Here is a 23,196-nt window from a genome sequence, read left to right as displayed (position 1 = left end):
GGACTCGTTCCGGCGTCTCAAAAGTCTTGGAATTCGTCATCGCTGACGAGCACGAGGTTGTTGAGCGACTCGTTGCCATCGAGCACCAGATCGATGGCGCTATCCAGGCCAAGCGCCTTCTCGCCGTCGACCATTTGGGCGTGCAAAAAGTCCACCATCGTTTTGACAAAGAGGCGGCGGTGGTTGACCTCGAATTGGGATTGCACGCAGGCGCGGGCCAGGATGTCGGCGTTATTTCGCTGAATCTCTGCGTCGAGCTTAAAGCCGCGCGCGGCCTCGAAGATCGGGATCAGGCGCTCGCCGATCGCGGTGAGCAGCTCCGCGGGCTCCAGGTCAAGCTTTTCGAGGTCGATGAGGACGGCCTGCGGGCTTCGCACGCCGAGGGGGACCGGGGTCTTGAGGCGCTGAAAAAGCGCCGGGTAATCCGGGACCACGGTGCGCATAAACTCCGGCGGAACCGCGTACATAAAGAGGGTGTTCGGGAGTTGATGGCGCCCGCAGAGGTCGATGACCTGGCGCAGGTTATCGCCGATCGTTTGGCTGCGCTTGGCGCTCACCGAGAGGTTGCGATCGACCTCGTCGAAGAGCAGGGCGGTGCCCGCAAACCCGAGGCCTTTGACCATTTGAGTGAGGCTTCGAAGCATCAAAAAGCCGTTGGCGCGGCTCATCTCCTCGTAGATTCCCCAATCGCGCACTTCGGCGCGCGGGATGGGCTCGCCGCGCAGCCACGCCTCGAGGCGTTGGACGCGCTCATAATCCTCTTCGAGCCAACCTAACGCGAACTCGACGATGGCCTTTCGATACGAGACGCTCTCGCAGGAGACGCGCGCCACGTGACGCTGGATCCAGCGCTCCACCTGGTGTCGGGCCTCGACATGCGGGCGCTCGTGGCCCTGGGCGCGCAGGTCTTCTTCGAATTCGTCGACGCGCCGGTCGACCAGATCCCGCAACATATCGGTGATGCCGTAGCGCGGGCCTTCGCCGTCGGTCGGCGACTTCATGGCGATGCGTCGGGCGACCGTCGAGTAAACCTTAAGGGTGTCATCATAGGGGCATTCGGTGGGCGATAATTCAACCACCGCCACCGCGAAGCCGTGGCGCCAGGCCATATCGCGCACGCAATAGAGGAAATGCGTCTTTCCTCCGCCGAAATAACCTTGCACGAGCTTGAAGCTCGCGCCGCCTTTGAGTTGGCGCTCGAAATACTCGCTTTCGAGCACTTTGAGGTAGCTCTCGTTGCCGACATTAATCCATTCGACGCCGAATTCAGGCGGCTGTCCGCTCTCGCCCAGACGCTGCAGGATATGAGATGCGACCCGCGGGTCGATGGTGGCGTGTTGTGTCATAGCTGGTTTCTCGGGCCGTATATGGAATGCTTGAGCGAGACAAGTTTGATGAGCACGCGTGCTTCACGCGCGCCGCGCTGCTCGCTCGATGAATCTTGTGCATGATGAGGCTGATTCAGGCCGCAGGCGCGGCGGTGAATCGAATAGAGCGGTAATATTGCCCGTTTCCGGAGCCGATCGGAATATAGAGCACATTGCGTTTGTCGCGGGTGGAGCCACCGGTGGCGGCGCCGATATCCAGGCGCTTGCCGTCGTGCTCCAGCATCGCGTCGCGGCGCAGTTGGCTGAGCTGCCAGGCGAGTTGGTGGCGGGTGAATGGTTGAAGGGCGTCGACGCCCTTTTTTCGCCAGTTCGCGCGGGATAGGCGCATCATCGACATCGGCATCAACACATCGACCAGGTCTACGCGCTCGCCGTAGGGCAGGCCCTCGGCCGCTAGAACAGTGCGATAGGATGCGTGCAGGGCGTTGAAAAACTCCTCGGAATCGAGCGCCTGTTTCTTGATCTCTTTGAGCGCGTTTTCGCGGGCGTCGAGGAGTTTTCGCGCGTCGAGTTCGACCTCGCAGATAAGCTCGTGGCCGTAGAGCACGCGGGTGCAGCCCAGATCGAAGTCGACCTCAAGCGTCATCGGGTCGGCGTAGGCGACATAGGGGGTGTCTGAGAGCTTTTGCAATTTGATATTGCTCTCGGCGGCGCGCTTCTCCAACTCGGCGAAGAAGGTCATGCGCGTTTTTAGGCGCAGCTTCTGCATGCCGCTGTCGATCTGCTTGAGCAACGCTTCGCGTTGGGCGTCGAGCTCGGGCACGCCGAGCGCATAGCCCTCCAGGCTCTGGGCGATGTCGAGCCAATCGGTAAATGTGGCCGGCGAGGGCGCCTTCCCCTGAACCTGCTTGAGGAGTTTTTCGGTGCGTTTGACCCGCCGGGCGTGCGTTTTTAATTGCTGATAAAGCGCCTCGGCCAATTCTTGCGTCGGATCTTTTTTGTCTTGAGTTGTTTCGACTGCATCTTGGGTCATCGCGCGCTCCCTTTGGAACCAAAATTTGAGAAGTATTTGAGGTATAAAAAAACTGACAGCCCGCGCTTGCAGGTTGTCCGTCTGAAATACAGAAAGTCAGTGGATTCGAGTGCTCAATCCCGGGCTAATATTTATCGGCACACCTGATCAAATGACAAGTAACTATTTTGCAGGTATTTTCGATGTCCCGAGATTGACGTCGCAATAAAGATCTTATTGGGCGGGGACGCGCTCAATCTGCTCGCCGGCCAAGCGGTACTGATTTGCGCAGCGCGCGCATATGAGGTCGTCGTCGAGCCGCTCACCACATGCGCATACCCAGCCGATTTGGCGCGCCGGGTTGCCGACGACGAGCGCGTGCGCGCGGAGATCGCATGTGACGACCGAACCGGCGCCGACCAGCGCGTATTCCCCGATGACTCGGGGGTGGGCGGTTGAGCCGCAGACAATGGTGGCGTTCGCGCCGATGCTGGCGCCGCGGCCGACGCGGGTCGCGCCGTATTCTGAGCGGCGCGAGACGTGCGCGCGGGGGTGGCGCACATTGGTAAAGACGGCGCTGGGGCCGACGAAGACGTCTTCGGCAAGCACGACACCGTCGAAGATCGAGACGTTATTCTGGATCTTTGAGCCCGCGCCGATGCGGGCGCCGCCGGCGACGAATACATTTTGCCCCAGCGAGCAATTCGCCCCGATCTCGGCGCCCGCGCAGATATGCGAGAAGTGCCAGATGCGGGTGCCGTCGCCGATCGTCGCGCCCGGGTCGATGATGGCGCTGGGGTGGGCTGTGACCGCGCTCATAGTGGCAACTCCACGCTGGTTTTCAGGCGCGCCGACCGATAAGCCGCCTCGATGATCTCCAGCGATTTTAGCCCTTCTCGCCCGTCGACGTCGACCGGCGCGCCGTGCTGGAGCGCGTCGAGGACGTTGGCATAATAGCGAAGATGGCCGTTGCCATAGAAGTCGCGGGTTTGCTGGTTGATCGCGTCGATATCGTCGTCGGGCGCGCTCGTATTGGCGTCTTCAAAGCGCCAGGTCTCGATCTGATCGCAGGCCTTGCCGCCCAGGACCGCGGTGCCTCGGCTGCCGGCGATGGTCATCGAGGCGCGAAGGTTCTCGGGGTAGGTGAGCATCGTGACGCTCATCGACCCCAGCGTGCCGGCGCGCCAGCGCAGGTTGAGCACGCCCGAATCCTCGACCTCAATCTTGCGCCCGAGCGTCGCGGTGAACGCGTGCACGTCGGCGACCGGGCCGAAGAGCCAACTCAGAAGATCGATATAATGGCTGGTCTGGTTCAGGAATGCGCCGCCGTCCAATTTGCGGGTTCCGCGCCAGTCTTCCGCGTCATAATAGTCTTGCGGGCGCGTCCAGAAGACGTCGATATCGATCAGGTGCACATCGCCGAAGCGCTGCGCATCCAGCGCGTTTTTGAGCAATTGCAGGGTCGGGTTATAGCGCAATTGCTTGACGATAAAGAGTGTTTTGTCGGCCGCCTCGCACGCTTCGACCATGCGCAGGCCATCTTCCCAATGGGTCGCGATCGGCTTCTCGCAGATGATATGGCAGCCGCGCTGGGCGCCTAGGATTGCCTGCTCGGGGTGCAGGCCGCTGGGCGAGGTGAGGATCAGCACGTCGGGACGCGTGTCTTTGAGCAACACTTCGAGCGAAGCAAACTCGGGGGCGCCATGCTCCAGGCTCGCCGCGCGTCGCCGCTCGGGGTCGGGGTCGCACACCGCGATAAGCTCGGCGCGCCCGCTGTGGTGGCGAAGCGCGCGCAGATGTTGGCGGGCGACGCGGCCGCAACCGACGAGGGCAAAAGTGATCGGGGTGGACTTCACAAGGTGGCTCAGGTGGTGGGTAAATTGAGGGTCTGCGGTTGCAATGAGACCCAACGCGGCCATGATTTATCGTAAATCGCGCTGATGCAACAGACTCTGGCGATTATTATCGCCAGGCGCGCCGTGGCGGCTGCGGCGCAGGTCCGCACGGCCTAAGTGCGGGGCGGCTTGAATCGGCATTGGAAGTGCTTTAGAATCCGCCAATTGCAGGTTCTTCGGGCTTTTTCGCCCGTTGGGCCGCCCTGCGATGGAATGAATCGCCGAAGGTCGTGGTTTCGCTATCGCAAAAACACCCTGGCGTTCGTTGAAGTTTAATTCGCATTATTTGCTCGGATAATTACCAGATATCATGTTCCCCACCCCGCACAACTCAGTCCGTGAATGCATCAGCATCGCCATTTTGGCGGGGGTGTTGTTGGCGATCGGCATGGTTGTGTTTGCGATCCCGGCGACCTCGCATGCGATGGCCGGGGCGCAGCGCTGCATGAATACGCCGGCGTTTGATACGGTCGGCTTGCACGGGTTTTTGGAGCAAGATATTTCGGTGCGCCAGGATTGGGACGGTGAGACCCTCGCGCAGGTCACCGAGGATGCCTCGGATGAGCTCGCTGGCGCGTCGCCCTGTGGGCTTGGTCTGAGCGACGATGCCGATGCCGACCCCTCGTTTAACCTCTGCTTCGAGTCGGCAGGCGAGCCCATCTCGACGCTGCCGCGCTATATCGTGCGGTGGCGCGGCGAGAAAGAGGCCGCCTCGGTGGTGGACTCGATCTTTCTCGCGCTCGAAGAGAGCGCGGGTGAGCGAGAAGCTCCGCGCAATATTCATCAGGTCGGCTCCGCCCTGGTCGCGCTCTCCGTCGAGACCGCGCCGCGGCGACATGTGCCGGTTGAAGATAATTTGATGTGTACGACCCGCCACCTCGAGCAATGCAACGCCATGCCACCGGTGGCCGAGTCGATGCGCGTCGCAGCGCCTGCTGGCGTTCCTATCCCGCGTCATCATTTTGAGCATCCTGCAGATGCACCTACCCTCGAAACCCGCCCCTGGGCCCATCTTCGTGTGGGACCGCAATCCGGGCATCCGCGTCTTCCCGAGCAGCCCCCACGGGTCTAAGTACGCTTCAACTTCTGAACTTATCGTGTTTCCGCTTTAATCAGCGCGGGCGCAGTGCCCCGCCAATGATTCCTGAGCCTCGGTGATCGCCTCTCTACTGGGAGGGATTACTTCGGCGTCCGAATACTTGCATCAAATGCAGGGTTCGGGGTAAAGGCAAGCGCGAAACGACGAATCGATGGCTAAAAAGCGGCGCCGCAGCATATTTGGATAGAATATGTTGCCCGCTTCCAGCGATATCGGATGAGTGACGAGAAGATTAATATATTTTTAAGACGTTAAATTTTAGTTCGGATGACCTCTCGATGGCGAGCGGTCGGACACCCTTTGAAAGGAATTTCAAGATTATGGCACAAGAAAATAGTGGAAACCCTACGGCGCGCCTTCTGGTGATCGTCGTCGTAGCTTTGATTGCATTTGCAGGCGGCTTCTTCGTCTCAAATATGACCAACAAATCCGGCAACGCCGGCGACTCCGGCTCGGCAGCAGTTGCGCCGAGCCCCAGCGGCGAGCGTGGCACCGAGGGCGATGGAACGGCCCTTCCGATCGGCGACAGCTTCATTCTTGGAAAAGAATCGGCGTTGGTTACTGTGGTTGAATTCTCGGACTTCCAATGCCCCTTCTGCGCCCGTGGCGCGACGACGATGGAGCAGCTTCAGAAGAAATACCCCGACGACGTGAAGGTCGTCTTCAAGCATTACCCGCTGCCCATGCATCCGCAGGCGACCCCCGCGTCGTATGCCGCGATCGCTGCCGGCAACCAGGGTAAATTCTGGGAGATGCACGACTGGTTGTTCAAAAACCAGAAAGAGATCCGCAACCACGGCGACGATATGAAAGAGTGGGCTGGCGGACACGCCAAAACGCTCGGCCTTGATATCGAGAAATTCAATAAGGATTTCGATGATCCCAAGACCCACCAGATCGTCAAAGACGACATGGAACTCGGCGGAAAGGTTGCCGTTCGTGGCACCCCGCACTTCTTCGTCAACGGTGAGCGCGTCGTCGGCGCCAAGCCGCTGGCTGCGTTCGAAGAGATCGTTGAAGCGCACCTGAAAGAGGCCAAGAGCCTGATGAAAGGCGGCGTGGCTCGCGCTGACGTCTACGGCAAAATGGTCGCCAAGAACTTCGACGGCGGCAAAGCTGACAACAAGCCTTCTGCTGCAAAGCCGGCTGGTCCCTCCGTTGAGTTCATCCCGGTCGAGTCCAATGACCCGGTCTTCGGAAATACCAAAGATCCGTTGGTCACCATCGTTGAATTCTCCGACTTCCAATGCCCCTTCTGCAGCAAGGTCGTTCCGACCGTGAAGCAGATCAAAGAAGAGTACGGCAACGAAGTTCGTTTCGTGTTCAAGCAACTGCCCTTGGCCATGCATGCTGAAGCCAAGCCGGCTGCGCGCGCTTCGCTGGCGGCTGACCGTCAGGGTAAATTCTGGGAGATGCACGACCTGCTCTTCGAGAAGCATCGTGAGTTCAAGAGCAAATCGGCCGACTTCGAGGGATATGCTGCCGGCCTGGCCGAGCAGCTTGGCCTGAACGTCGCCAAATTCAAAAAGGATTATAACGATCCGGCCATCGCCGCTCAGGTTGAGCGTGACCTTAAGCTGGCCGGCAAAGTTGGCGCGCGTGGCACCCCGAACTTCTGGATCAACGGCGTCAACCTTCGTGGTGCGCAGCCGTTCCCGTCCTTCAAAGCCGAGATCGACAAGCAGATCAAATTGGCCAAGGAGCTCAAAGCCAGCAAGAAATTGTCGGGTGATGACCTCTACAAAGCCCTGGTCGAGAAGAATAAGGCCAGCGCCCCGAAAGCTCCGGCCGCACCGGCCGCTCCGGCTGCAAAGGTCGACGTCAAGGACCTCGCTTTGGGTAACGCGCCCATCCTCGGACCGAAGAACGCTCCGGTCACGATCGTCGAGTATTCCGATTTTGAGTGCCCCTATTGCAAACGTGGCGATGCCAGCCTGAAAGAGGCGATCGCTGACTATGACGGCAAAGTCAAAGTCGCGTTCAAGCATTACCCGCTGCCCTTCCACAAGAAGGCTCCGGGCGCGTCGAAAGCCGCCATGGCTGCCGGCGAGCAGGGCAAATTCTGGGAGATGCACGACCTGCTCTTCGAGAACCAGCGTAACCTGGGCTCCGACGACACCTATATCGGCTACGCCGAGAAGCTCGGCCTGAACGTCGAGAAGTTCAAAAAAGACCTGAAGAACCCCGAGTATCAGAAGATCATCGACGCCGACATGGCGCAGGGTTCCAAGGTTGGCGTTCGTGGAACGCCCGCGTTCTTCATCAACGGCGAGCGTCTCGTCGGCGCACAGCCTGCTTCGAAGTTCAAAGAAGCGATCGACCGCGCGCTGAAAGAAGCCAAGTAATTTGGCCGAGTTGATAGCCGCTGAGATTCTCGGCGGCTATCGGCGCTAAAAGCACGAAAGCCCGCGACTCCTTTTGGAGTCGCGGGCTTTTTATTTGGCTTGGCGAAGAGGTGCCTAGAATATGGCGCGGCGTGTGACTTGATGAAGCTCGGTGAGCGAAGTAGGGTCGCCGAGGATGTTGGTATTCACTTCATTGCGTTCGGATAAATAATGACCTCAAAGCGAACAAATTTCCTGGGGCACCTTGGACCGATGGCCCTGCTGCTGGTGTGGGCAATCCTTGTGGCGGCGGGGTGTACGTCGATGTCGAAGCCCGACGCGTCGAGCTCCAACGAGTCGAGCGCGGGGACGCTGACCAAGAAAGTCGGGGGCGCTCCCCAGGTGGCGTTTCAGGATAGTGATATCATCCCGATTATGCGCAGCCCGATGATGGGGCCGATGTCGGCGAAGGTCACCATCGTGACCTTCTCGGACTTCCAATGCCCCTATTGCCGCCGCGGCGCGGGGACGCTGTCGCAGATCTTTAAGACCTTCCCGGAAGATACGAAGATCGTCTTTAAGCAGCTTCCGCTCTCCTTCCACCCGCAGGCCGAGGACGCCGCGCGCGCGTCGATCGCCGCGTCGCGCCAGGGGCGCTTCTGGGAGATGCACGATTGGCTCTTTGAGAACCAGGACGCGTTCCGCGAGCACGACGGCGATTTCAAAGAATGGGTCGCCAAATACGCGGGCATGTTGAAGTTGGACGTGGAGAAATTCCGCAAGGATTTCGACGCACAAGAGACCACGCAGATCATCGAGCGCGACCTGAAGCTCGCCGCCGAGTTGAAGGTCGAGGGGACGCCGGCGTTCTTCATCAACGGGGAGCGCATGAACGGGGCGCTGCCCTTTGATGAGTTTGCCAGGGTCGTCGAGGCGCGCCGCGCCCAGGCCGAAGAGAAGATCGGCGAGGGCGACGTCCCGCCGAATCTCTACGCCTCGTTGGTTGCCGAGAACTATCAGCGCCAATTGCCGATGATTCCGGGCCCGTCGATGAAGGACGGGGAGGGCGACCTCGGGGAGCCGGCCGAAGAGGTGCTGCGCTTTGATACCAGCAAGTTGACCATTCATCCCGGTCAGGTGCGCGGGCCCAAAGACGCGAAGGTGACGATTTTTGCCTTCGAGGATTTTGAATGCCCCTATTGCGCCAAGGCCGACGTGAACCTCAAAGAGGCGCTGGCCGAGGTGGACGATTCGGTGCGCGTGGTCTTTAAACATATGCCCCTGAGTTTTCATCCGCAGGCGCATCCGGCGGCGAAGGCGTCGATCGCGGCGCGTGAGCAGGGTAAATTCTGGGAGATGCACGACCTGCTCTTTGAGCGCCAGGCCGACCTCGGTGAGCCGGGCATTTTCGAGGAACTCGCCAAGAGCCTTAGCCTGAATATGAAGAAGTTTAAGGCGGATATGGCGGGCGACAAATACGACGCCGAGATCAAGGCGGACACCGCCCAGGCGCAGGCGCTGGGGTTCCAGGGGACGCCGACCTTTATCATCGACGGCACCGCCGTTGTGGGCGCGCAGCCGGCCGAGAGTTTTGTGCGCGTGATTCGCGAGGCGCTCGCCGAGAAGCAATAAGAAATACGGTTTTTAGGGCCGCGCGCGGCGCCGCCATCGGGGTGAGCGCCGCGCGTATTTTATAGAGAAGTTAACGATTCATCATTTTGAGACGACGATAATATAATGGCTGAAATTCGAGGATTTCGCGCAATTCGCTATCATTTGGAAGCCGGCGACGAGCCTGCCGACCTACTGGCGCCGCCCTACGATGTCATCGACACCGAGGAGCAGGACGCGCTGTACGCCGGGCATCCGGCCAATATCGTGCGCCTGGTGCTGGGCCGCCAGCATGACAGCGATAGCGCCGAGAATAACCGCTATACCCGCGCGCGCCGCCACCTGATGGATTGGCTGGCGACCGGGCAACTGCGCCAGGATGTGCGCCCCGGCCTGTACGCGCACCAGCAGACATTTGAGGATGCGCAGGGTAACCAACACACCCGCCGCGGGTTTTTGGGCGCGGTGCGTCTGGCGACCTATGATGAGGGCATCGTGCTGCCGCACGAGCGCACGCTGCGCGGCCCGAAGGTCGACCGCCTGGAGCTGATGAAGAATTGCGAGGCGAATCTAAGCCCGATCTTCTTTCTGTATGACGATCCCGAAGGGAAGGTCGACGCCCTGCTTGAGGCGCACCGAGTGCAGGAGCAGGAGCTCGACGTGACGACGAATACCGACGGCATCCGCCACCGACTCTGGCCGGTCTTTGACGCGGACGCCCAGGCCGAGGTCGCCGAGATTTTAAAGGACGCCCAGCTGCTGATCGCGGACGGGCATCACCGCTATGAGACCGCGCTGGCCTACCGTGACTTCCGCCGCTCCGTGGCCGAAGACGGCGGCTCCGACCAGCCCGCGCCCTACGATTATGTGATGGCGTTTATGGTCAATATTCACGACCCGGGCCTGCAGGTCTTCGGCACCCATCGCGTGGTGCACGGTGTGGCGGATTTCGACGCGAGCGCTTTGCTCAAGACCCTCGAAGACTCCAAGCTCTACGACCTGCAGCCGCTGGCCAAAGAGCTGGTCGACACGCCGCTGGAGCTTGAGCTGAAGTTGGCCGAGGCGGCCGAAGATGCGCCGAGCTTCATATTGCTATCGCAGCATCTCGAGCAGCCGATTCTGGTGCAATATAAGGGAGATGAGAGCGCGCCGATTTTCGACGCCGACACCCCCGAGCAGGTGCGCCGGCTGGACGTGTCGATTTTGCATGAGGGGATTTTTGACCGGATCATCGGCATCAGCATGGAGGCGCAGGCTGCCAAGACGAACCTGCGCTATATCAAGAGCCTTGAGGCGGCCGTGGCTGCGCGCAAAAATCCCGAGCACCAGCTTGTGGTGTTGATGAACCCGACGCCGGTTGCTCAGGTGGTCGAGGTGTGTCAGTCGGGCGGGAAAATGCCGCAGAAGTCGACCTATTTTTATCCCAAAATTCTCAGCGGCCTGACGATTAATCCGCTATGAGAATGACTGGCTGATCGCGCGCGCCGGCCCCGGCTGGCGCGCGTTGGATGTTACCAAACTAAATAAGGCAGCCTGGGCGTGGCTTAAAACTTGCTTGGGCGCGGTGATTTTGCTAATTTGCTTTTGCTTAAAGATGCGGGCCCATTTCAAAGAGCTAAATAAGGCTTTTGATGCGGCCGCGCGGGCTGAAGACGAATGTTGCATTTTTGAATCAATGGTCAGGTCGGAGTGGTTCCGATGCGTGGCTCATACATGATTTATTTGGAGGATTACCGATGTTGAATCGTAAAATGATAGGATTGTTGGCATTGCTTCTTAGCGCGGGCCTTTCGTTGAGCGCCTGTGGCGATGACGACGCCGGTAAAAAAGACAATAACACAAATAACACCCAGCCCGACGCTGGCGACGAAGGTGATACTGCTGGCGAAGGCGACACCACCGGCGAAGGCGACGCTACTGGCGACGCCGACACGAGCGACCCGGAGACCGGATGCGAGCAGGACACGTGTGCCGAGGGTTATGAGTGCAACGCTGAAGCGACCGCCTGTGTGCCGGCTCCCACCGGTTGCGACCTGACCGGCGAAGACCGCCCCGCGCGCTGCGACGAGGCTCCGGCCGACGCTGAGTTCGGTCCCTCTTCGATTGTCACGGCGTTCCGCATCGCCGAGAGCGATGAGAATTGCTGCTTCGACCTCAACGGCAACGGTGAGCCCGACAATGCTCTTTCGATCGTCAACAGCCTCGGTGACGTCAACGGAGGTATCCAAGGCAGCATTGAGTCGGGCAGCCTCGTGTTGCTCTTCGAGCATGACGGTCTTGACGACCTCGCGAACTCCTCGCCCTACACGCTCAACGTGTGGCTCGGTGAGAGCGTGGAGGCGCCGGTGACCGGCCCGTTCGTGATCGACCCGACCAGCGTCGACCAGGGCACCCACCCGCAGGCTTCGCTTCCGAACGCGAAGATCGAGAACGGCGTCCTGACCGCAGGCCCCGGCATCGTCGACATCAGCGTCTCCCTGGAAGGCCTCTTGGACGCGCCGCTCAGCCTGCGCATCTCCAAGGCTCAGATCGAAGCGACCGTTGACGCCAGCAGCACGCTGGAAGACGGCGTTGTTATCAAAGACGCGAATCCGGCCCTCAACGGCGGCAAACTCGGCGGCGCGGTTCGCGTTGACGACCTTGTCAGCGCGGTCAACAGCTTCGCGGCTGCTTCCTGCGAGTGCTTAGGCCTTGAAGGCGCCGACTTCGTGAATCTCGAAGGCGTCGCGCCCTCCTGCGCAGATACCCCGAACAACACCTGCGAGGCCGACTCGACCTGCGCAAGCCTGACTCAGGCATGTGGCTTCCTGCCCACCATCGGTATTCTCGTTGACGTCGACACCGACGGCGACGGCGAAGACGACGCGTTGAGCATCGGTACGACCTTCGACACCGACGCTGCCAAAATCTCGGGAATCGGTTCGGTCCAGTAAGTCTGGCTGCATCGTTGACCGCACCTGATTTAGGTGTTTGATTTGAAACCCCGGTGCTCATTATGAGCACCGGGGTTTTTTATAGTTGGCCGCCGCGTCATCGGGTGGCGAAGCCGCACTCTTTCGAGACAATCGAGATGCACGGATATACGTATCGGGACAGCCCGGAGGATGATATCGACTTTCCCGCGCTGGATCGCTGGGAGGCGCTGGCGATCAACGCGGTCGGGCGGGTGATTGAGTTCTGGGGGTTTAAGCGCAACCACGGGCACGCCTGGTGCCTGCTGTATCTGCGCGGCGAGCCGATGTCGGCGGCGGATCTGCAGCGTGAGCTTGGGTTGTCCAAGGGCGCGGTGTCGATGATCTCGCGGGACCTGGAGGCCTGGGGGGTGGCGCATCGCGTGCAGGTGCCCCAGAGCAAGGTGCGCCATTTTGTGGCGGAGGTCGACTTTTTGCAGATGCTACGGCGGGTGATCCAGGCGCGCGAGCTCAGCCTGGTGGTGCGGGTGCGCGATGACCTGAAGGACGCGCTGTATTTTGCCCGCGAGCAAGAGGTGGACCCCGCGCGCCTCAAGCGGGTGCGCGGGATGTTGCGCCTGGCCGATATGATGACCGACGCGCTGTCGTTCTTCTTGAAGACCCTGCATCTCGATTTTAGCGAGGCCGACGACCTGTTGGAAGACACGGGGGACACGGCCCCCTCCGCCTAGCCTCGCTGCGCTTTTATCTGATTATTTGGCGCAATTCGATGAGTCGGATTCGCGTCGTTGCATCACGAATGGCGACAGCGCGATGGCCTCCTCGCAGCTAATCGCGTCATCATTATTGCTGTCGGCGTTGACCGCGCCGCCTTTGCCGTCGATGCGGACCATGCGGAAGCGGCTGGCCGGGTCGTTGGGTTCGACCGGGGGCGCGATGGTGCAGAAGTTATTGGACCCGCCGTAGACGACGATGTCGGTGACGCCCGCCGAGCTGCCGTCGATCTGATTGGGCGCGGTGAACCGCCCGCTATAGCGCAGCAATTGGCGCTGCGCCTGGTAGCGCTCGCAGTCGTCGCCCACCTGAAAGGTCACCGCCGGGTTGCCGTCTTCGTCGGTGTCGATGACCCGCGGATCGTCGGCGGACTCCGGGATAGAGTCGGTCGTCGGGTCCTCGAGCGCCAGCCCCCACTGGGCAACTTCGGTCGAGGATAAGTAGCTGCCTCCGACGCGAAGGGTCGAGACAAGCCCCTGATCTTGCTGGATAAAGTCGATATTATCGATCACCTTCTGCGGGATGCGAATACGCATGCCCAGGACCTCGGAGAGGTTGGTCTCGCAGAGCCGTCGGGTCTCGCGAAGCGTCGAGCCCTCCTGGTCGATATCAATGATATAGGTCGCGTGGGTGAGCTGCTCCTGGCCTAAAAGGCAGGTGCTTCGCTCGTGCAACAGGAGCCAGGATCCGCTCATGGTTCCTGCGCCGGCGCCCTGGCCGATGCCGGCGTCGTTCTCCCAGCCGGCGTCGGCGTCGTCGAGGGCGTCGAAGCCGGCGTCAGCGATATATTGGTCTTCAATTTCGGAATCCCCGCGCCCCACCTGGCAGCCCCACAGAAGACTGCTCGCCAGGAGCGTGCCGGTTGCGAATTGTGCGAATCTCGTGATCTTGGTCATTTTAATACTCAGCAAAATCGATGGTGCGATTAATCAGCGCGATCATATCGAGGCAGGGGCGCTCAGGGGAGCCACGAGACCTCGACGACCACGCCGCCCATCCAGCCGCCCGAGGTGAAGCCCGGGAAGCCCGGATTGCCTGTCTGCAACCCCTGCGTGCCCTCGAAGGGCTGGCCGGTGCGCGGGTTGATCAGGTCGTCGGGAACCTCGTCACAAATCACGTCAACATCGGCACCACAGTTCGGATTGCTAGCTTTTATTTTTTTGTGGGTTACGCGCGACATCAGGACGTGGAGCTGGAGCGCCCAGTCGATCTCGAGCGGCAGCCCGAACGCGTCGAGCTGGTAGGAGGCGCCGATGCTCGCCATCGCCCGGTCGTTGTCGACGTAGTTGGTGCGCCCGGTTTGGTCGGGCACCGGGCTGGGGACCCAGCCAAGGCCCGCGCGCAACTTATTGCCCGGCTTATCGTCCTTGCCCGGCAGGCTATATTCATAGCCGAGTCGCGGCGAGATGGTGTCGTGGAAATTCGTCGGCTTGCTATGGTTATTTCGGTAATCCGACCAGCGCTCATAGCGCCCGTCGAGCATGATCTTCGACGCGCCCTGGGTCCAGGCGAGGCCGGCCGAGACGCTATGGGGCGAGTAGCTGGGGGTCCAGTCGAGCACCTGCACGATCTCGCGGGTGTCCTTGCCGCCGGTGTTTCCGACGCGAATCGTATTCTGGCCGTGGATGCGAAAATAGACCTCGCTGCGGTATTGCAGGCCGAATTGAAGTTGCTCGCTGAAGTCGACCTGCACGCCCGCGAGCAGGCCCCAGAGGCTCTCGCTGTCAATTTGAGAGTTGAGGTCCACGTCGCTCTGATCGCCCACATTGGGAAGATAGACGTTGGTGCTCATCACCGTGCCGGGCGAGAAAGTTGCGCCCAGGCCGGCTGAGATCCAGTCGGCGACCTTATACGCGATGCCCATTTCCAGGTCCAAACGGCGCAGCCGCTGGTCGGTGAGGGTGAAGTGGAGTTGGTTGCTAAAGATGCGCTCGCGCTCGTCGGCGAAGTGGGTATTCGCGTCGACATAACCCGAGGTCGGCATCGCCAGCAGCAGGCCCGCGCGCAGGTCTTTGATGCCAAATGAGGTCACGCCGCCCAGGGTCAGCACGTAGAGGTTGTCGACGTCGGTGGTGTCGCGGCGCTCGTATTTGGTCATGCCGCTGGGGATGGCGGGCGAATAGCCGCCGAGGTCCGGGATATCGTAGCCCAACGGGCGGTTCATGAGCAGGATGCGCGAGCGATTGAGCCCGACGGTCAGCCCGCCGCTCACCCCGGGTTCGCTATGCGCCAGCGAGCCGACATTATAGAAGATCGCCGCGGCGCCTTCGGCCGAAGCGGTCTGCGCCCCGGCCATCGCTGACGCCCGCCCGCCCGCACCATACATCTCGAAGGGGCTGGCGCTCGCCGCGCTCGGGAGCATGAGGGCGCAGCCGATGATGCTCAGAAAGCTGAGTTTTTTCAGGGGGTTGAGGGGCGTCTTCGCGCTGTTTAAGGAGGTCGATTGAACGCGTTTCATACATCTACCGCTGCATCATAGTGTCATGAATTATATGGGCTATCCGAGTATTTTGCCGTCCAACCCGGCGCGCATTGTGCATCAAGCGCGTGGTGGGGGCTAGTCGAGATATGCGAACATCGCAACGCTGGATCGCGGGTTGGACAACCTCGGTTTGGTGTGTACGCTCGCCATTCCATAGATTCGATACGTGTGCGCCGGCAGGTTACCTCTATATCGCAGGATGATCGGGATGAGTCAGAGAGAGATGACGCGACATAATACGGCTGGGGTGGCGCTGGGCTTGCTCCTAAGCGGTCGGGCGCGCGACGCCTTCGCGCTCAGTGCGGCGCAGGCCGGCGAGGATGCGCAGGCGCCGCTGGAGATCGACGCGCGCGGGCGGGCGAAGTTGCAGAATTTCTACGAGCTCCGAAAGCTCAGCGGCCACGCCAACGCGTTTCTGCGGAGCCAGGCGCCGGGTGGAGCCCAAGACGCGGCCATTGAGACCGGGCGATTGGGCGCGGTGGCGTGTCTGAATAATGTGTGGCGTCGCCTGCTCGAGATCTGGCGCGCCGAGGTCAATCCTGGCGGCTTTGCGCAGGCGATGCGCTGGTTGGAGGCCTCGGTCGGGGCCGATACATTGGGCGAGGCACAGCGGGAGTTTGCGCAGCTTTTTCCGGCCGAGGCGGCGCGGAGTATGGGCGCGCCCGAGGCGTTGGCATCCGAGGCGCTTGGCGGAGACGTGCAATTTATCGCCGATCTTATCACCGTGCGTCTTCTCAACGAGAACCCGGCGGTGGGCGTTGAGCGGGTTCTCTTCGAGGATAGCGGGCTCGCGCGCGCCAATTATGACGCGCTGATGGGCGGCCTTGAGTTATTCTTTGAGACCCAGCCCGGCCTCGACCCGAGCGTCAGCGCGGCGCAGGGGGCAGGGGGCATCGCGCCGAAGAGCGGGGCGTCGCCGGAGGCGTCACTGCTTGAATTATCACTGCTCAAATTATTGCGCCTGCCGATTGAGCGCGGCGGCGATTCGCTCTACTCGCAGCTTGAGTTTTTGGGGCGCTATTTCGGGCATCTTTTGCCGGCCGGTTTGCTCGAGCAGATCCTGAGCACCCTCGACGTGCTGCGCGAAGAGTCGAAGGGACGCTTTGGCGGAGGCGGCGGCCCCGGGCCAATCGAGACGCCTTCCTTTGCGGGCCTCGAGGCGCTCGGCGCGCGCTTTAGCGCCGACGCGGATTGGATGGCCGACCTGGTTCTTTTGGCCAAAAATGTCCACGTCTGGCTCGCCCAATTGAGCCGGCGAGAGGGGCGCGAGATCTGCCGGCTCGACCAGATTCCGGATGGGGATCTGGAGGCGCTGGTCGAGCGGGGCATCCGCGGTCTGTGGCTTATCGGGGTGTGGGAGCGAAGCCCCGCCTCGCGGCGGATCAAGGAATTGAGCGGCAGCCCGCATGTGGTCTCATCGGCCTACTCGATCTTCGAGTATCGCATCGCCGAGGACCTGGGCGGCAAGCCCGCCTGGGACGCGCTGCGCGCCCGGGCCCGCGCGCTCGGGCTGCGCATGGCCGCCGATATGGTGCCCAATCATATGGGCATCACCTCGAAGTGGGTCTACGAGCATCCCGAGTGGTTTATCCGCCGCGACGATCTTCCGTATCCCTCCTATCAATTTAATGGGCCGAATCTCTCCGATAATCCGCGCGTCGGGATCTATCTCGAAGACCATTATTATGAGCGCACGGACGCCGCGGTGACATTTAAGCGCGAGGATTTTTCCAGCGGTGAGGTGCAATATGTTTATCACGGAAACGACGGCACCAGCATGCCGTGGAATGACACCGCGCAGCTCGATTATCTGAACCCCGAGGCGCGCGAGGCGGTGATTCAGCAGATCCTGGAGGTCGCCCGAAACGCCTCGATCATCCGCTTTGACGCGGCGATGACGTTGGTCAAAAAACATATTCAGCGGCTGTGGTTTCCCGAGCGCGGAGCGGGCGGGGCGATCCCGTCGCGCGCCCAATACGCGATGAGCAAGGAGGATTTCGAGCGTGTCGCGGGGCAGGAGTTCTGGACCGAGGTGGTCGCGCGGGTCGCCCAGGAGGCGCCCGACACGCTGCTATTGGCCGAGGCGTTTTGGATGATGGAGGGGTTCTTCGTGCGCTCACTGGGCATGCACCGGGTCTATAATAGCGCGTTTATGAATATGCTCTCCGACGAGGATAACGCCGGGTATCGGCGGGTAATGAAGGAGACGCTGGAGTTCGACCCGCAGATCCTCAAACGCTACGTCAACTTCATGAGCAACCCCGACGAAGACACCGCCATCGCTCAATTTGGCAGCGGCGATAAGTATTTTGGCGTCTGCGCGCTGATGGCGACCATGCCCGGTCTGCCGATGATCGGGCACGGGCAGATCGAGGGGTTCACCGAAAAATATGGCATGGATTTTAATGAGCCGCGCCTGCACGAAGAGCCCAACGAGGGCCTCATCGCGCGGCATGCCCGCGAGATCTTTCCGCTGCTTCGCGCGCGTCGGCTGTTCTCGGGCGTCGAAAACTTCCTGCTCTATGACCTCTATCGGGTGGAGGGCGACGCCGCCGGCCATGTCGATGAGAATGTCTTCGCCTATTCGAATCGCCTGGGTGACCAGGCGTCGCTGGTCGTCTTTCATAATCGTTACGGCGACACCCGTGGGTGGATTCGCGACTCGGCCGCCTACCGCGACACCCGCGGGGCCGGTGACGCATCGGCCGCCCCGATTGTGCGAAAGCGTCTCATCCACGGGCTCGATATTCGCCCGGGGCGCGACATCTTTGTGACCTTCCGCGAGCAGCGAAGCGGGCTGGAGTATATTCGCCACTCCGAGGAGCTTGAGGCGCGCGGGTTCTTCGTCGATTTAGGCGCCTATCAGTGCCATATCTTCCTCGATTTTAAGACGGTGCGCGATACCGCGGAGCAGACGTACCGCCAACTATGCGAACACCTCGGTGGACGCGGCACCGCAAGCCTGAGCGCCGAGATCCGTCGCCGCGAATTGCGCCCGCTTCACGCTGAGTTTGCCCGCATTTTGAGCCCGGATTTGGTGCGCGCAATTGCGCAGGGACGCGGGACTCAAGCGTTGGTTTTGGAGCACCTTGAAGGCGTTGATTTTGAGGCTGTGGGGATGCTTGAAAGTTTCGTCGCAGCCCAACCTGATAGCGCCGAAGATATGCAAGAAGACTACGCCCGCGAGGTCGCCTGCGACGTCGAAGTCTTGCTCCAATTCCAGGCCTACGCGGCGCTCTCGCCCGCCCTCAAATTCAGCGCCGACGATGCCTCCGACGCGAACCTCGTCGTCTGGGCCGCGCTGCTCGCCTGGGCCATCATGCGCCCGCTGGGCGGCGCCGCGCCGACGGCCGAGGCGGGGCTTCGCGCGCGAAGTCTCTGGGATGAGTGGTCGCTCGAGTGGGTGCTCCAGGAGCTATTCACTGCGCTTGATATCGACCCGCAGGCATCCCACGAGAAGATCGCCCGCGCCCTTGGGTTGCTGCGATTTGGCCTGGGCAGTCAGGGGTGGCTTTCGGAGGCGTCGGCCCGCGAAATTACCGCCGCCGAGCTTCTCGACGCGCTGCTGGCCGACCCCGACGCGCGCCAGTTCTTGGGCGTGAATCGCCACGATGATATTCTGTGGTATCACGGCGAGTCGTTGGAGATTCTGACCCAATGGGTGGCGCGATTTGGCGCGATGGCCGCGGCGCTCGAGCAGGCGCGGGCAGGCGAGGAGGTGGTGTTGGCGGTGCCTGCGGGGCTCGCGAGCTGTTTGAAGGAGATCGTGGTGGCCGGGGACGGCGCGGGGTATCGGGTGGCGCGGTTGGTGGCGGGGGTGTGAGTCGGCGGGGCCTGAGTAGGGGCGCGACGTTTCGAGATATGCGTTTCGATGGTACGCGACGGATCATGATGGGTGTTTTTTATGGTGCGCGGCGCATCATGATGGGTGTTTATTGGTGCGCGACGCCTCCGGGGGCTCCTTGCTTGGCGAAAAATAGAGGTTTCTCGAAGATTCTATAATTCTCGGAGGCGCTTGCCGTTATGAGGACTCACCCCCAGCTACAAAGGTCCCGCTACGCGGGACGACGCTTCGGCTGCGCCTACGCTCATTAACGGCATCGATCTCACAAATTTCCGTTTAATCAAGGCCGTCGACCCACGACGCCTTTAATGAGCGAAGCGTCGTGTGTCGCAGCGCAGCGAAGACACACCTCTGTAGCCGGGGGGGCCCTAGACACCCAATAGCCTCGGGAACTAATAATGCCCGAAACACCCTAAAGCGACGCCAAGCAAGGAGCCCCGGTAGCGTCTACGGGGGGCTTAGAGCGCCAAGCGCCGGCGCAATTCATCCTCGAGCGGGTTATAATAATCGGCGGAGCGCTTGAACACGCCGTCGAGGCCCTTTCCCTGGTCGGTGGGGCGGAAGACGTCGGCGAAGGTGCCGGCGGCCAGGACGTTGAACATGCCTTTTTCGCGGACTTCTTCGAGCAGTTCGGTGGCGTCGGCGAGCACGGTTTGGGCGCGGGTTTGGATGACGCCGCCGGGCTTGTATTGGATCTCGTCGCCGAGATCGCGGGCGTTATTCATGACGTATTGGGCGTTCTCCAGCGCCAGGTGGCGGTCGCCCATATGCGGGGTGTGCATGGCCTCGGTCATCATGCCCAAAAGTTGGATGCCCTGCTTGGTCCAGACGCCGATGAGGTTAAACAGCGCGTCCTGGATATGACCTTTGAAGATATTGCCGGTCATATATTTAGTCGGCGGCATATATTTGAGCGGGGCGTCCGGGAAGATCTCGGAGGCCATCTCGGCCTGGGCCAATTCGAGCAAAAAGCCGTTCTCCAGGTCGGGGTTCATCTCGAAGGCGTGGCCAAGCCCCATTTGCTCGCTGGGCAGCCCGCTCTTGAGCGCGAATTGCTCGTTGATAAATTGGCTGGCGAGCACGGTGTGGGCGGCCTCAACCGCGTCGGCGGTGGTCAGATAATTATCCTCGCCGGTGTTGATGATGACGCCGGCGTAGGCGTTGATCATGCGGCTAAAATACTGGTCGACGAAGGTGCGCTGTGGGTTGATGTCGCGGAAAAGAATGCCGTAGAGCGCGTCGTTGAGCATGACGTCGAGGCGCTCAAGCGCGCCCATCGCGGCGATCTCGGGCATGCACAGGCCGCTGCAATAATTGCACAGGCGGATATAGCGGCCGAGTTCCTCGCCGACCTCGTCGAGCGCGTCGCGCATGACCTTGAAGTTGCCCTGGGTGGCGTAGGTGCCGCCGAAGCCTTCGGTGGTCGGGCCGTAGGGGACGTAGTCGAGCAGGCTCTGGCCGGTGGAGCGGATGACCGCGACGATATCGGCGCCCTGGCGGGCGGCGGTTTTGGCCTGGACCGCGTCTTCGTAAATATTTCCGGTGGCGACGATGACATAGTGCAGCGGGGCGGGGCGATCCTCGGAGCGGGCGAGGAGCGCGTTTCGTGCGTCTACGTTTCGCTTGATTCGGTCGGCGGCTTCAACCGCGAGTTCTTCGCCGACTTCGCGGATGCTCTCTTCGTCGAAATGCGGCAGCTCGGCCAGGTTCAGCGTGCCTTCGGCGACGGCCTCGGCGATCTGCTGGGGGCTGCGGTCGGTGTGCAGCATCGCCCGGGCGATCGTGCGGGTGATGCCCTCTTCAATCAGCCCCGCGTCGACCGCGGCTTCGATGACGCGGTTGGGCAGCGGAATCTCGTCGATATCCACGCCGTCCACGCCCATCAGCCGCAGCACGGTGCGCTCGACGGCGACGGTGGTGCGCTCGCGGATGAACCCGTCCATCTGGTGGGCGATTTCGGCGGCGGCGCTGCGCCCCCGGGCAATCATCTTCGGATCAAGACCCAACTTCGACATCGTATATGCTCCTCAAAAAATGCCATGAATCGTCGGAGTGTTTCATGGCATTATTTGGATGGATTCATCAACCCCAAATCGAAGGGGCGATAAAATGGACGAAAGGGGAGCGAAGTATATGATAAAGGTCGCAATTGCGAGCGCTATTGGAGCGTGATAGCTTGCGCATGGATAACATTAGACAAGTTGGCTATCAGCGCTGCAAATCACTTCCGGAGATTCTAACTTCTCATGACTGGACGCTTCCCCGAACCCGATCAGATTTTCGAGGACAAATATCGTGTCGAGAGGCTTCTAGGTAGCGGTGGCTTTGCGCGTGTCTACCTGGCCGAGCAGATCGACCTTGGGCGCAAAGTTGCGATCAAGATTCTGAGCCTGCGGGTCAACTCGGCGACGTCACCCGAGACCTCCGAAGATGAGTCGGCGCTGGAGTCGATCGCGCTGCGATTTGAGCGCGAAGCGCGCATCATTTCGCAGCTCAACAGCGCCCAGACGATCACCATCTACGATTATGGACGCACCGGCGACGGGCTGCTCTATATGGTGATGGAGTTTGTGGACGGCGTGGAGCTCAGCGAGATCGCGGTGCCGATCGCGCCGCGTCGGGCGCTTAAGATTCTGCGTCAGGTGCTCCAAAGCCTGCACGAGGCGCACGCGCGCGATCTTTTGCACCGCGACCTTAAGCCCGCCAATATCATGGTCTACGAGCATTACGGGCAAAAAGACCAGGTGAAGTTGCTCGACTTTGGCATCGCCAAGGCGATCGGGGATGTGGCCAACGGGGCCGGGGCGGACCTGACCGCCACGGACTCGCTGATCGGCACGCCGCGCTATATGTCGCCCGAGCAGATCCGGGGCAAAGATATGGGGCCGGCCTCCGATATCTATAGCCTGGGCCTGGTGACCTATGAGTTATTGATGGGCTCCAAGGCGATCACCAACACCGATAGCATCGAGATTTTGGGGGCGCATCTGGCGCCGGAGTCCTTTCGGATTCCGCGCGAAGATATTCTGCATCCGCAGCTGGTTCGCCTGGTCAATAAGATGCTCAGCAAGGAGCTCTCGGAGCGCTATGCCTCGGTCTCGGAGGTCCTCGAAGACCTGGACGCGGTCGAGCAGCTCCACGGAGATTTGCGCCTGGCCGGGCCGCCCGACATCACCAGGCCGCCTGGGGATGAGACCGCGATCGCCGATCTCGATGAGAGCTTCATCGAGGCGATCGACGATGATTTTATGGGAAGCTTCGATCATTTTGACTCGGAGCCCATGGGTGACAAGCGCACCAAACGCGCGGTCGCGCTGGTGGTCTTGTTGGTGGTCGTGTTGGTCGGCATCGGGTTTGTGCTGTGGCAGGACTCCAGCCCCGCGGAGACGAAGGAGGCGCTGGTCGAGGAGACCCTCGAGGGCGCCGAAGAAGTCGAGGCGCCGCCGGTCAAGCCGATGCCCGTGGTGACTGTGATCCGCACGCGTCCCAGCGGCGCGAGCGTGTGGTCGGGGGACCGACTCATCGGCATGGCGCCGGTGCAATTTACCTCCGAGCGATACGAGTTTCCTCTGACGGTGCGCGCCACATTTGCGGAGCAAAGCGTGGAGAAAACCCTGGAGAAGCCCGGCGGCGAATTCTGGCTCGATATCGCGGTGCCCGCGGACGAGGATGCACTCGCCGAGCGCGCGGGCACATCCGTGTCGGACGAGGACACCGAGGAGCCAGCGCAGGAAGCCGCGGCGCAAAAAAACACGCCGACGGCTCCGGTTGCGAAGCCCAGGCCGAAACCTCGGCCTATGCCGCAGCCCAAACCCAAACCCAAACCCAAACCTGAGCCCGCAGACAATGATGGGGGCGATACGCTCAAATATTTGCCGCTTGAGTAGTATTATGCTTGAGTGAACGCTGCGGTCC

Annotated in this window: 15 protein-coding genes; 8 read left to right on the top strand and 7 right to left on the bottom strand. The window is 61.2% G+C overall.

Annotated features, from left to right (window positions below):
* Positions 1 to 17: 17 nt before the first annotated feature.
* The 4 genes from DN745_RS14970 to DN745_RS14955 all read right to left on the bottom strand — a co-directional run bounded on the left by DN745_RS14970 (position 18) and on the right by DN745_RS14955 (position 4,259).
* Positions 18 to 1,346: a BREX system ATP-binding domain-containing protein gene (locus DN745_RS14970; protein WP_111336068.1), complete on the bottom strand. Its 1,329-nt coding sequence runs from the start codon at positions 1,344 to 1,346 to the stop codon at positions 18 to 20.
* Positions 1,347 to 1,461: 115 nt separating this feature from the next.
* Complete coding sequence (locus tag DN745_RS14965) at positions 1,462 to 2,361, bottom strand: hypothetical protein (RefSeq protein WP_111336066.1); 900 nt, start codon at positions 2,359 to 2,361, stop codon at positions 1,462 to 1,464.
* A 213-nt stretch (positions 2,362 to 2,574) separates the two neighbouring features.
* On the bottom strand, positions 2,575 to 3,159 hold the full coding sequence (locus DN745_RS14960; RefSeq protein WP_111336064.1) for an acyltransferase: 585 nt from the start codon (positions 3,157 to 3,159) through the stop codon (positions 2,575 to 2,577).
* Positions 3,156 to 4,259, bottom strand: coding sequence for a Gfo/Idh/MocA family protein (locus tag DN745_RS14955; RefSeq protein WP_111336063.1), 1,104 nt, complete (start codon positions 4,257 to 4,259; stop codon positions 3,156 to 3,158). Before DN745_RS14955 ends, DN745_RS14960 begins: the two co-directional genes overlap by 4 nt.
* A gap of 286 nt (positions 4,260 to 4,545) precedes the next feature.
* Between DN745_RS14955 and DN745_RS14950 the strand changes: the two genes are divergently transcribed.
* The 6 genes from DN745_RS14950 (at position 4,546) to DN745_RS14925 (ending at position 12,912) form a co-directional block, all read left to right on the top strand.
* Positions 4,546 to 5,307 (top strand): hypothetical protein, encoded by a 762-nt coding sequence (locus DN745_RS14950; protein WP_111336061.1) that lies wholly within the window; start codon positions 4,546 to 4,548, stop codon positions 5,305 to 5,307.
* 347 nt (positions 5,308 to 5,654) lie between these two features.
* Positions 5,655 to 7,679 carry a DsbA family protein gene (locus DN745_RS14945; RefSeq protein WP_162687701.1) on the top strand — a complete coding sequence of 675 codons (2,025 nt, stop codon included), beginning with the start codon at positions 5,655 to 5,657 and terminating at the stop codon, positions 7,677 to 7,679.
* A 210-nt stretch (positions 7,680 to 7,889) separates the two neighbouring features.
* Positions 7,890 to 9,290, top strand: coding sequence for a DsbA family protein (locus tag DN745_RS14940; RefSeq protein ID WP_111336058.1), 1,401 nt, complete (start codon positions 7,890 to 7,892; stop codon positions 9,288 to 9,290).
* Between the two features lie 105 nt (positions 9,291 to 9,395).
* Positions 9,396 to 10,730, top strand: coding sequence for a DUF1015 domain-containing protein (locus tag DN745_RS14935; RefSeq protein WP_111336056.1), 1,335 nt, complete (start codon positions 9,396 to 9,398; stop codon positions 10,728 to 10,730).
* A gap of 275 nt (positions 10,731 to 11,005) precedes the next feature.
* Positions 11,006 to 12,202: a hypothetical protein gene (locus DN745_RS14930; protein WP_133622006.1), complete on the top strand. Its 1,197-nt coding sequence runs from the start codon at positions 11,006 to 11,008 to the stop codon at positions 12,200 to 12,202.
* A 137-nt stretch (positions 12,203 to 12,339) separates the two neighbouring features.
* Positions 12,340 to 12,912, top strand: a complete 573-nt coding sequence (locus tag DN745_RS14925; RefSeq protein ID WP_162687700.1) for a GbsR/MarR family transcriptional regulator — start codon at positions 12,340 to 12,342, stop codon at positions 12,910 to 12,912.
* Positions 12,913 to 12,933: 21 nt separating this feature from the next.
* On the opposite strand, the gene DN745_RS14920 is transcribed toward DN745_RS14925, so the two are convergent.
* Both DN745_RS14920 and DN745_RS14915 read right to left on the bottom strand, forming a co-directional pair.
* On the bottom strand, positions 12,934 to 13,851 hold the full coding sequence (locus DN745_RS14920; RefSeq protein ID WP_111336052.1) for a hypothetical protein: 918 nt from the start codon (positions 13,849 to 13,851) through the stop codon (positions 12,934 to 12,936).
* Between the two features lie 62 nt (positions 13,852 to 13,913).
* Complete coding sequence (locus tag DN745_RS14915) at positions 13,914 to 15,413, bottom strand: OmpP1/FadL family transporter (RefSeq protein WP_111336050.1); 1,500 nt, start codon at positions 15,411 to 15,413, stop codon at positions 13,914 to 13,916.
* A gap of 232 nt (positions 15,414 to 15,645) precedes the next feature.
* Between DN745_RS14915 and DN745_RS14910 the strand changes: the two genes are divergently transcribed.
* Positions 15,646 to 19,260, top strand: coding sequence for an alpha-amylase family glycosyl hydrolase (locus tag DN745_RS14910; protein WP_204355010.1), 3,615 nt, complete (start codon positions 15,646 to 15,648; stop codon positions 19,258 to 19,260).
* A 479-nt stretch (positions 19,261 to 19,739) separates the two neighbouring features.
* Here DN745_RS14910 and kamD read toward each other — a convergent pair whose 3' ends face one another.
* Positions 19,740 to 21,296 (bottom strand): lysine 5,6-aminomutase subunit alpha, encoded by a 1,557-nt coding sequence (gene kamD / locus DN745_RS14905; RefSeq protein ID WP_111336049.1) that lies wholly within the window; start codon positions 21,294 to 21,296, stop codon positions 19,740 to 19,742.
* A gap of 231 nt (positions 21,297 to 21,527) precedes the next feature.
* On the opposite strand from kamD, the gene DN745_RS20025 reads away from it, so the two are divergent.
* A complete protein-coding gene (locus tag DN745_RS20025) occupies positions 21,528 to 23,168 on the top strand; it encodes a serine/threonine protein kinase (protein ID WP_111336047.1) in 1,641 nt (546 codons plus the stop codon).
* Positions 23,169 to 23,196 lie beyond the last annotated feature (28 nt).

Origin of the sequence: Bradymonas sediminis (assembly GCF_003258315.1) — a bacterium.
GTDB classification, from domain to species: domain Bacteria; phylum Myxococcota_A; class Bradymonadia; order Bradymonadales; family Bradymonadaceae; genus Bradymonas; species Bradymonas sediminis.
The sequence above is the reverse complement of the archived record's forward strand: the minus strand, read 5'-3'. Positions and strand labels throughout refer to the sequence as shown.

Excerpts from the sequence above, each read along its gene's own strand:
- DN745_RS14970 (WP_111336068.1), bottom strand. The coding sequence starts at position 1,346 with ATGACACAACACGCCACCATCGACCCGCGGGTCGCATCTCATATCCTG.
- DN745_RS14965 (WP_111336066.1), bottom strand. The coding sequence starts at position 2,361 with ATGACCCAAGATGCAGTCGAAACAACTCAAGACAAAAAAGATCCGACG.
- DN745_RS14960 (WP_111336064.1), bottom strand. The coding sequence starts at position 3,159 with ATGAGCGCGGTCACAGCCCACCCCAGCGCCATCATCGACCCGGGCGCG.
- DN745_RS14955 (WP_111336063.1), bottom strand. The coding sequence starts at position 4,259 with ATGGCCGCGTTGGGTCTCATTGCAACCGCAGACCCTCAATTTACCCAC.
- DN745_RS14950 (WP_111336061.1), top strand. The coding sequence starts at position 4,546 with ATGTTCCCCACCCCGCACAACTCAGTCCGTGAATGCATCAGCATCGCC.
- DN745_RS14945 (WP_162687701.1), top strand. The coding sequence starts at position 5,655 with ATGGCACAAGAAAATAGTGGAAACCCTACGGCGCGCCTTCTGGTGATC.
- DN745_RS14940 (WP_111336058.1), top strand. The coding sequence starts at position 7,890 with ATGACCTCAAAGCGAACAAATTTCCTGGGGCACCTTGGACCGATGGCC.
- DN745_RS14935 (WP_111336056.1), top strand. The coding sequence starts at position 9,396 with ATGGCTGAAATTCGAGGATTTCGCGCAATTCGCTATCATTTGGAAGCC.
- DN745_RS14930 (WP_133622006.1), top strand. The coding sequence starts at position 11,006 with ATGTTGAATCGTAAAATGATAGGATTGTTGGCATTGCTTCTTAGCGCG.
- DN745_RS14925 (WP_162687700.1), top strand. The coding sequence starts at position 12,340 with ATGCACGGATATACGTATCGGGACAGCCCGGAGGATGATATCGACTTT.
- DN745_RS14920 (WP_111336052.1), bottom strand. The coding sequence starts at position 13,851 with ATGACCAAGATCACGAGATTCGCACAATTCGCAACCGGCACGCTCCTG.
- DN745_RS14915 (WP_111336050.1), bottom strand. The coding sequence starts at position 15,413 with ATGAAACGCGTTCAATCGACCTCCTTAAACAGCGCGAAGACGCCCCTC.
- DN745_RS14910 (WP_204355010.1), top strand. The coding sequence starts at position 15,646 with ATGAGTCAGAGAGAGATGACGCGACATAATACGGCTGGGGTGGCGCTG.
- kamD (WP_111336049.1), bottom strand. The coding sequence starts at position 21,296 with ATGTCGAAGTTGGGTCTTGATCCGAAGATGATTGCCCGGGGGCGCAGC.
- DN745_RS20025 (WP_111336047.1), top strand. The coding sequence starts at position 21,528 with ATGACTGGACGCTTCCCCGAACCCGATCAGATTTTCGAGGACAAATAT.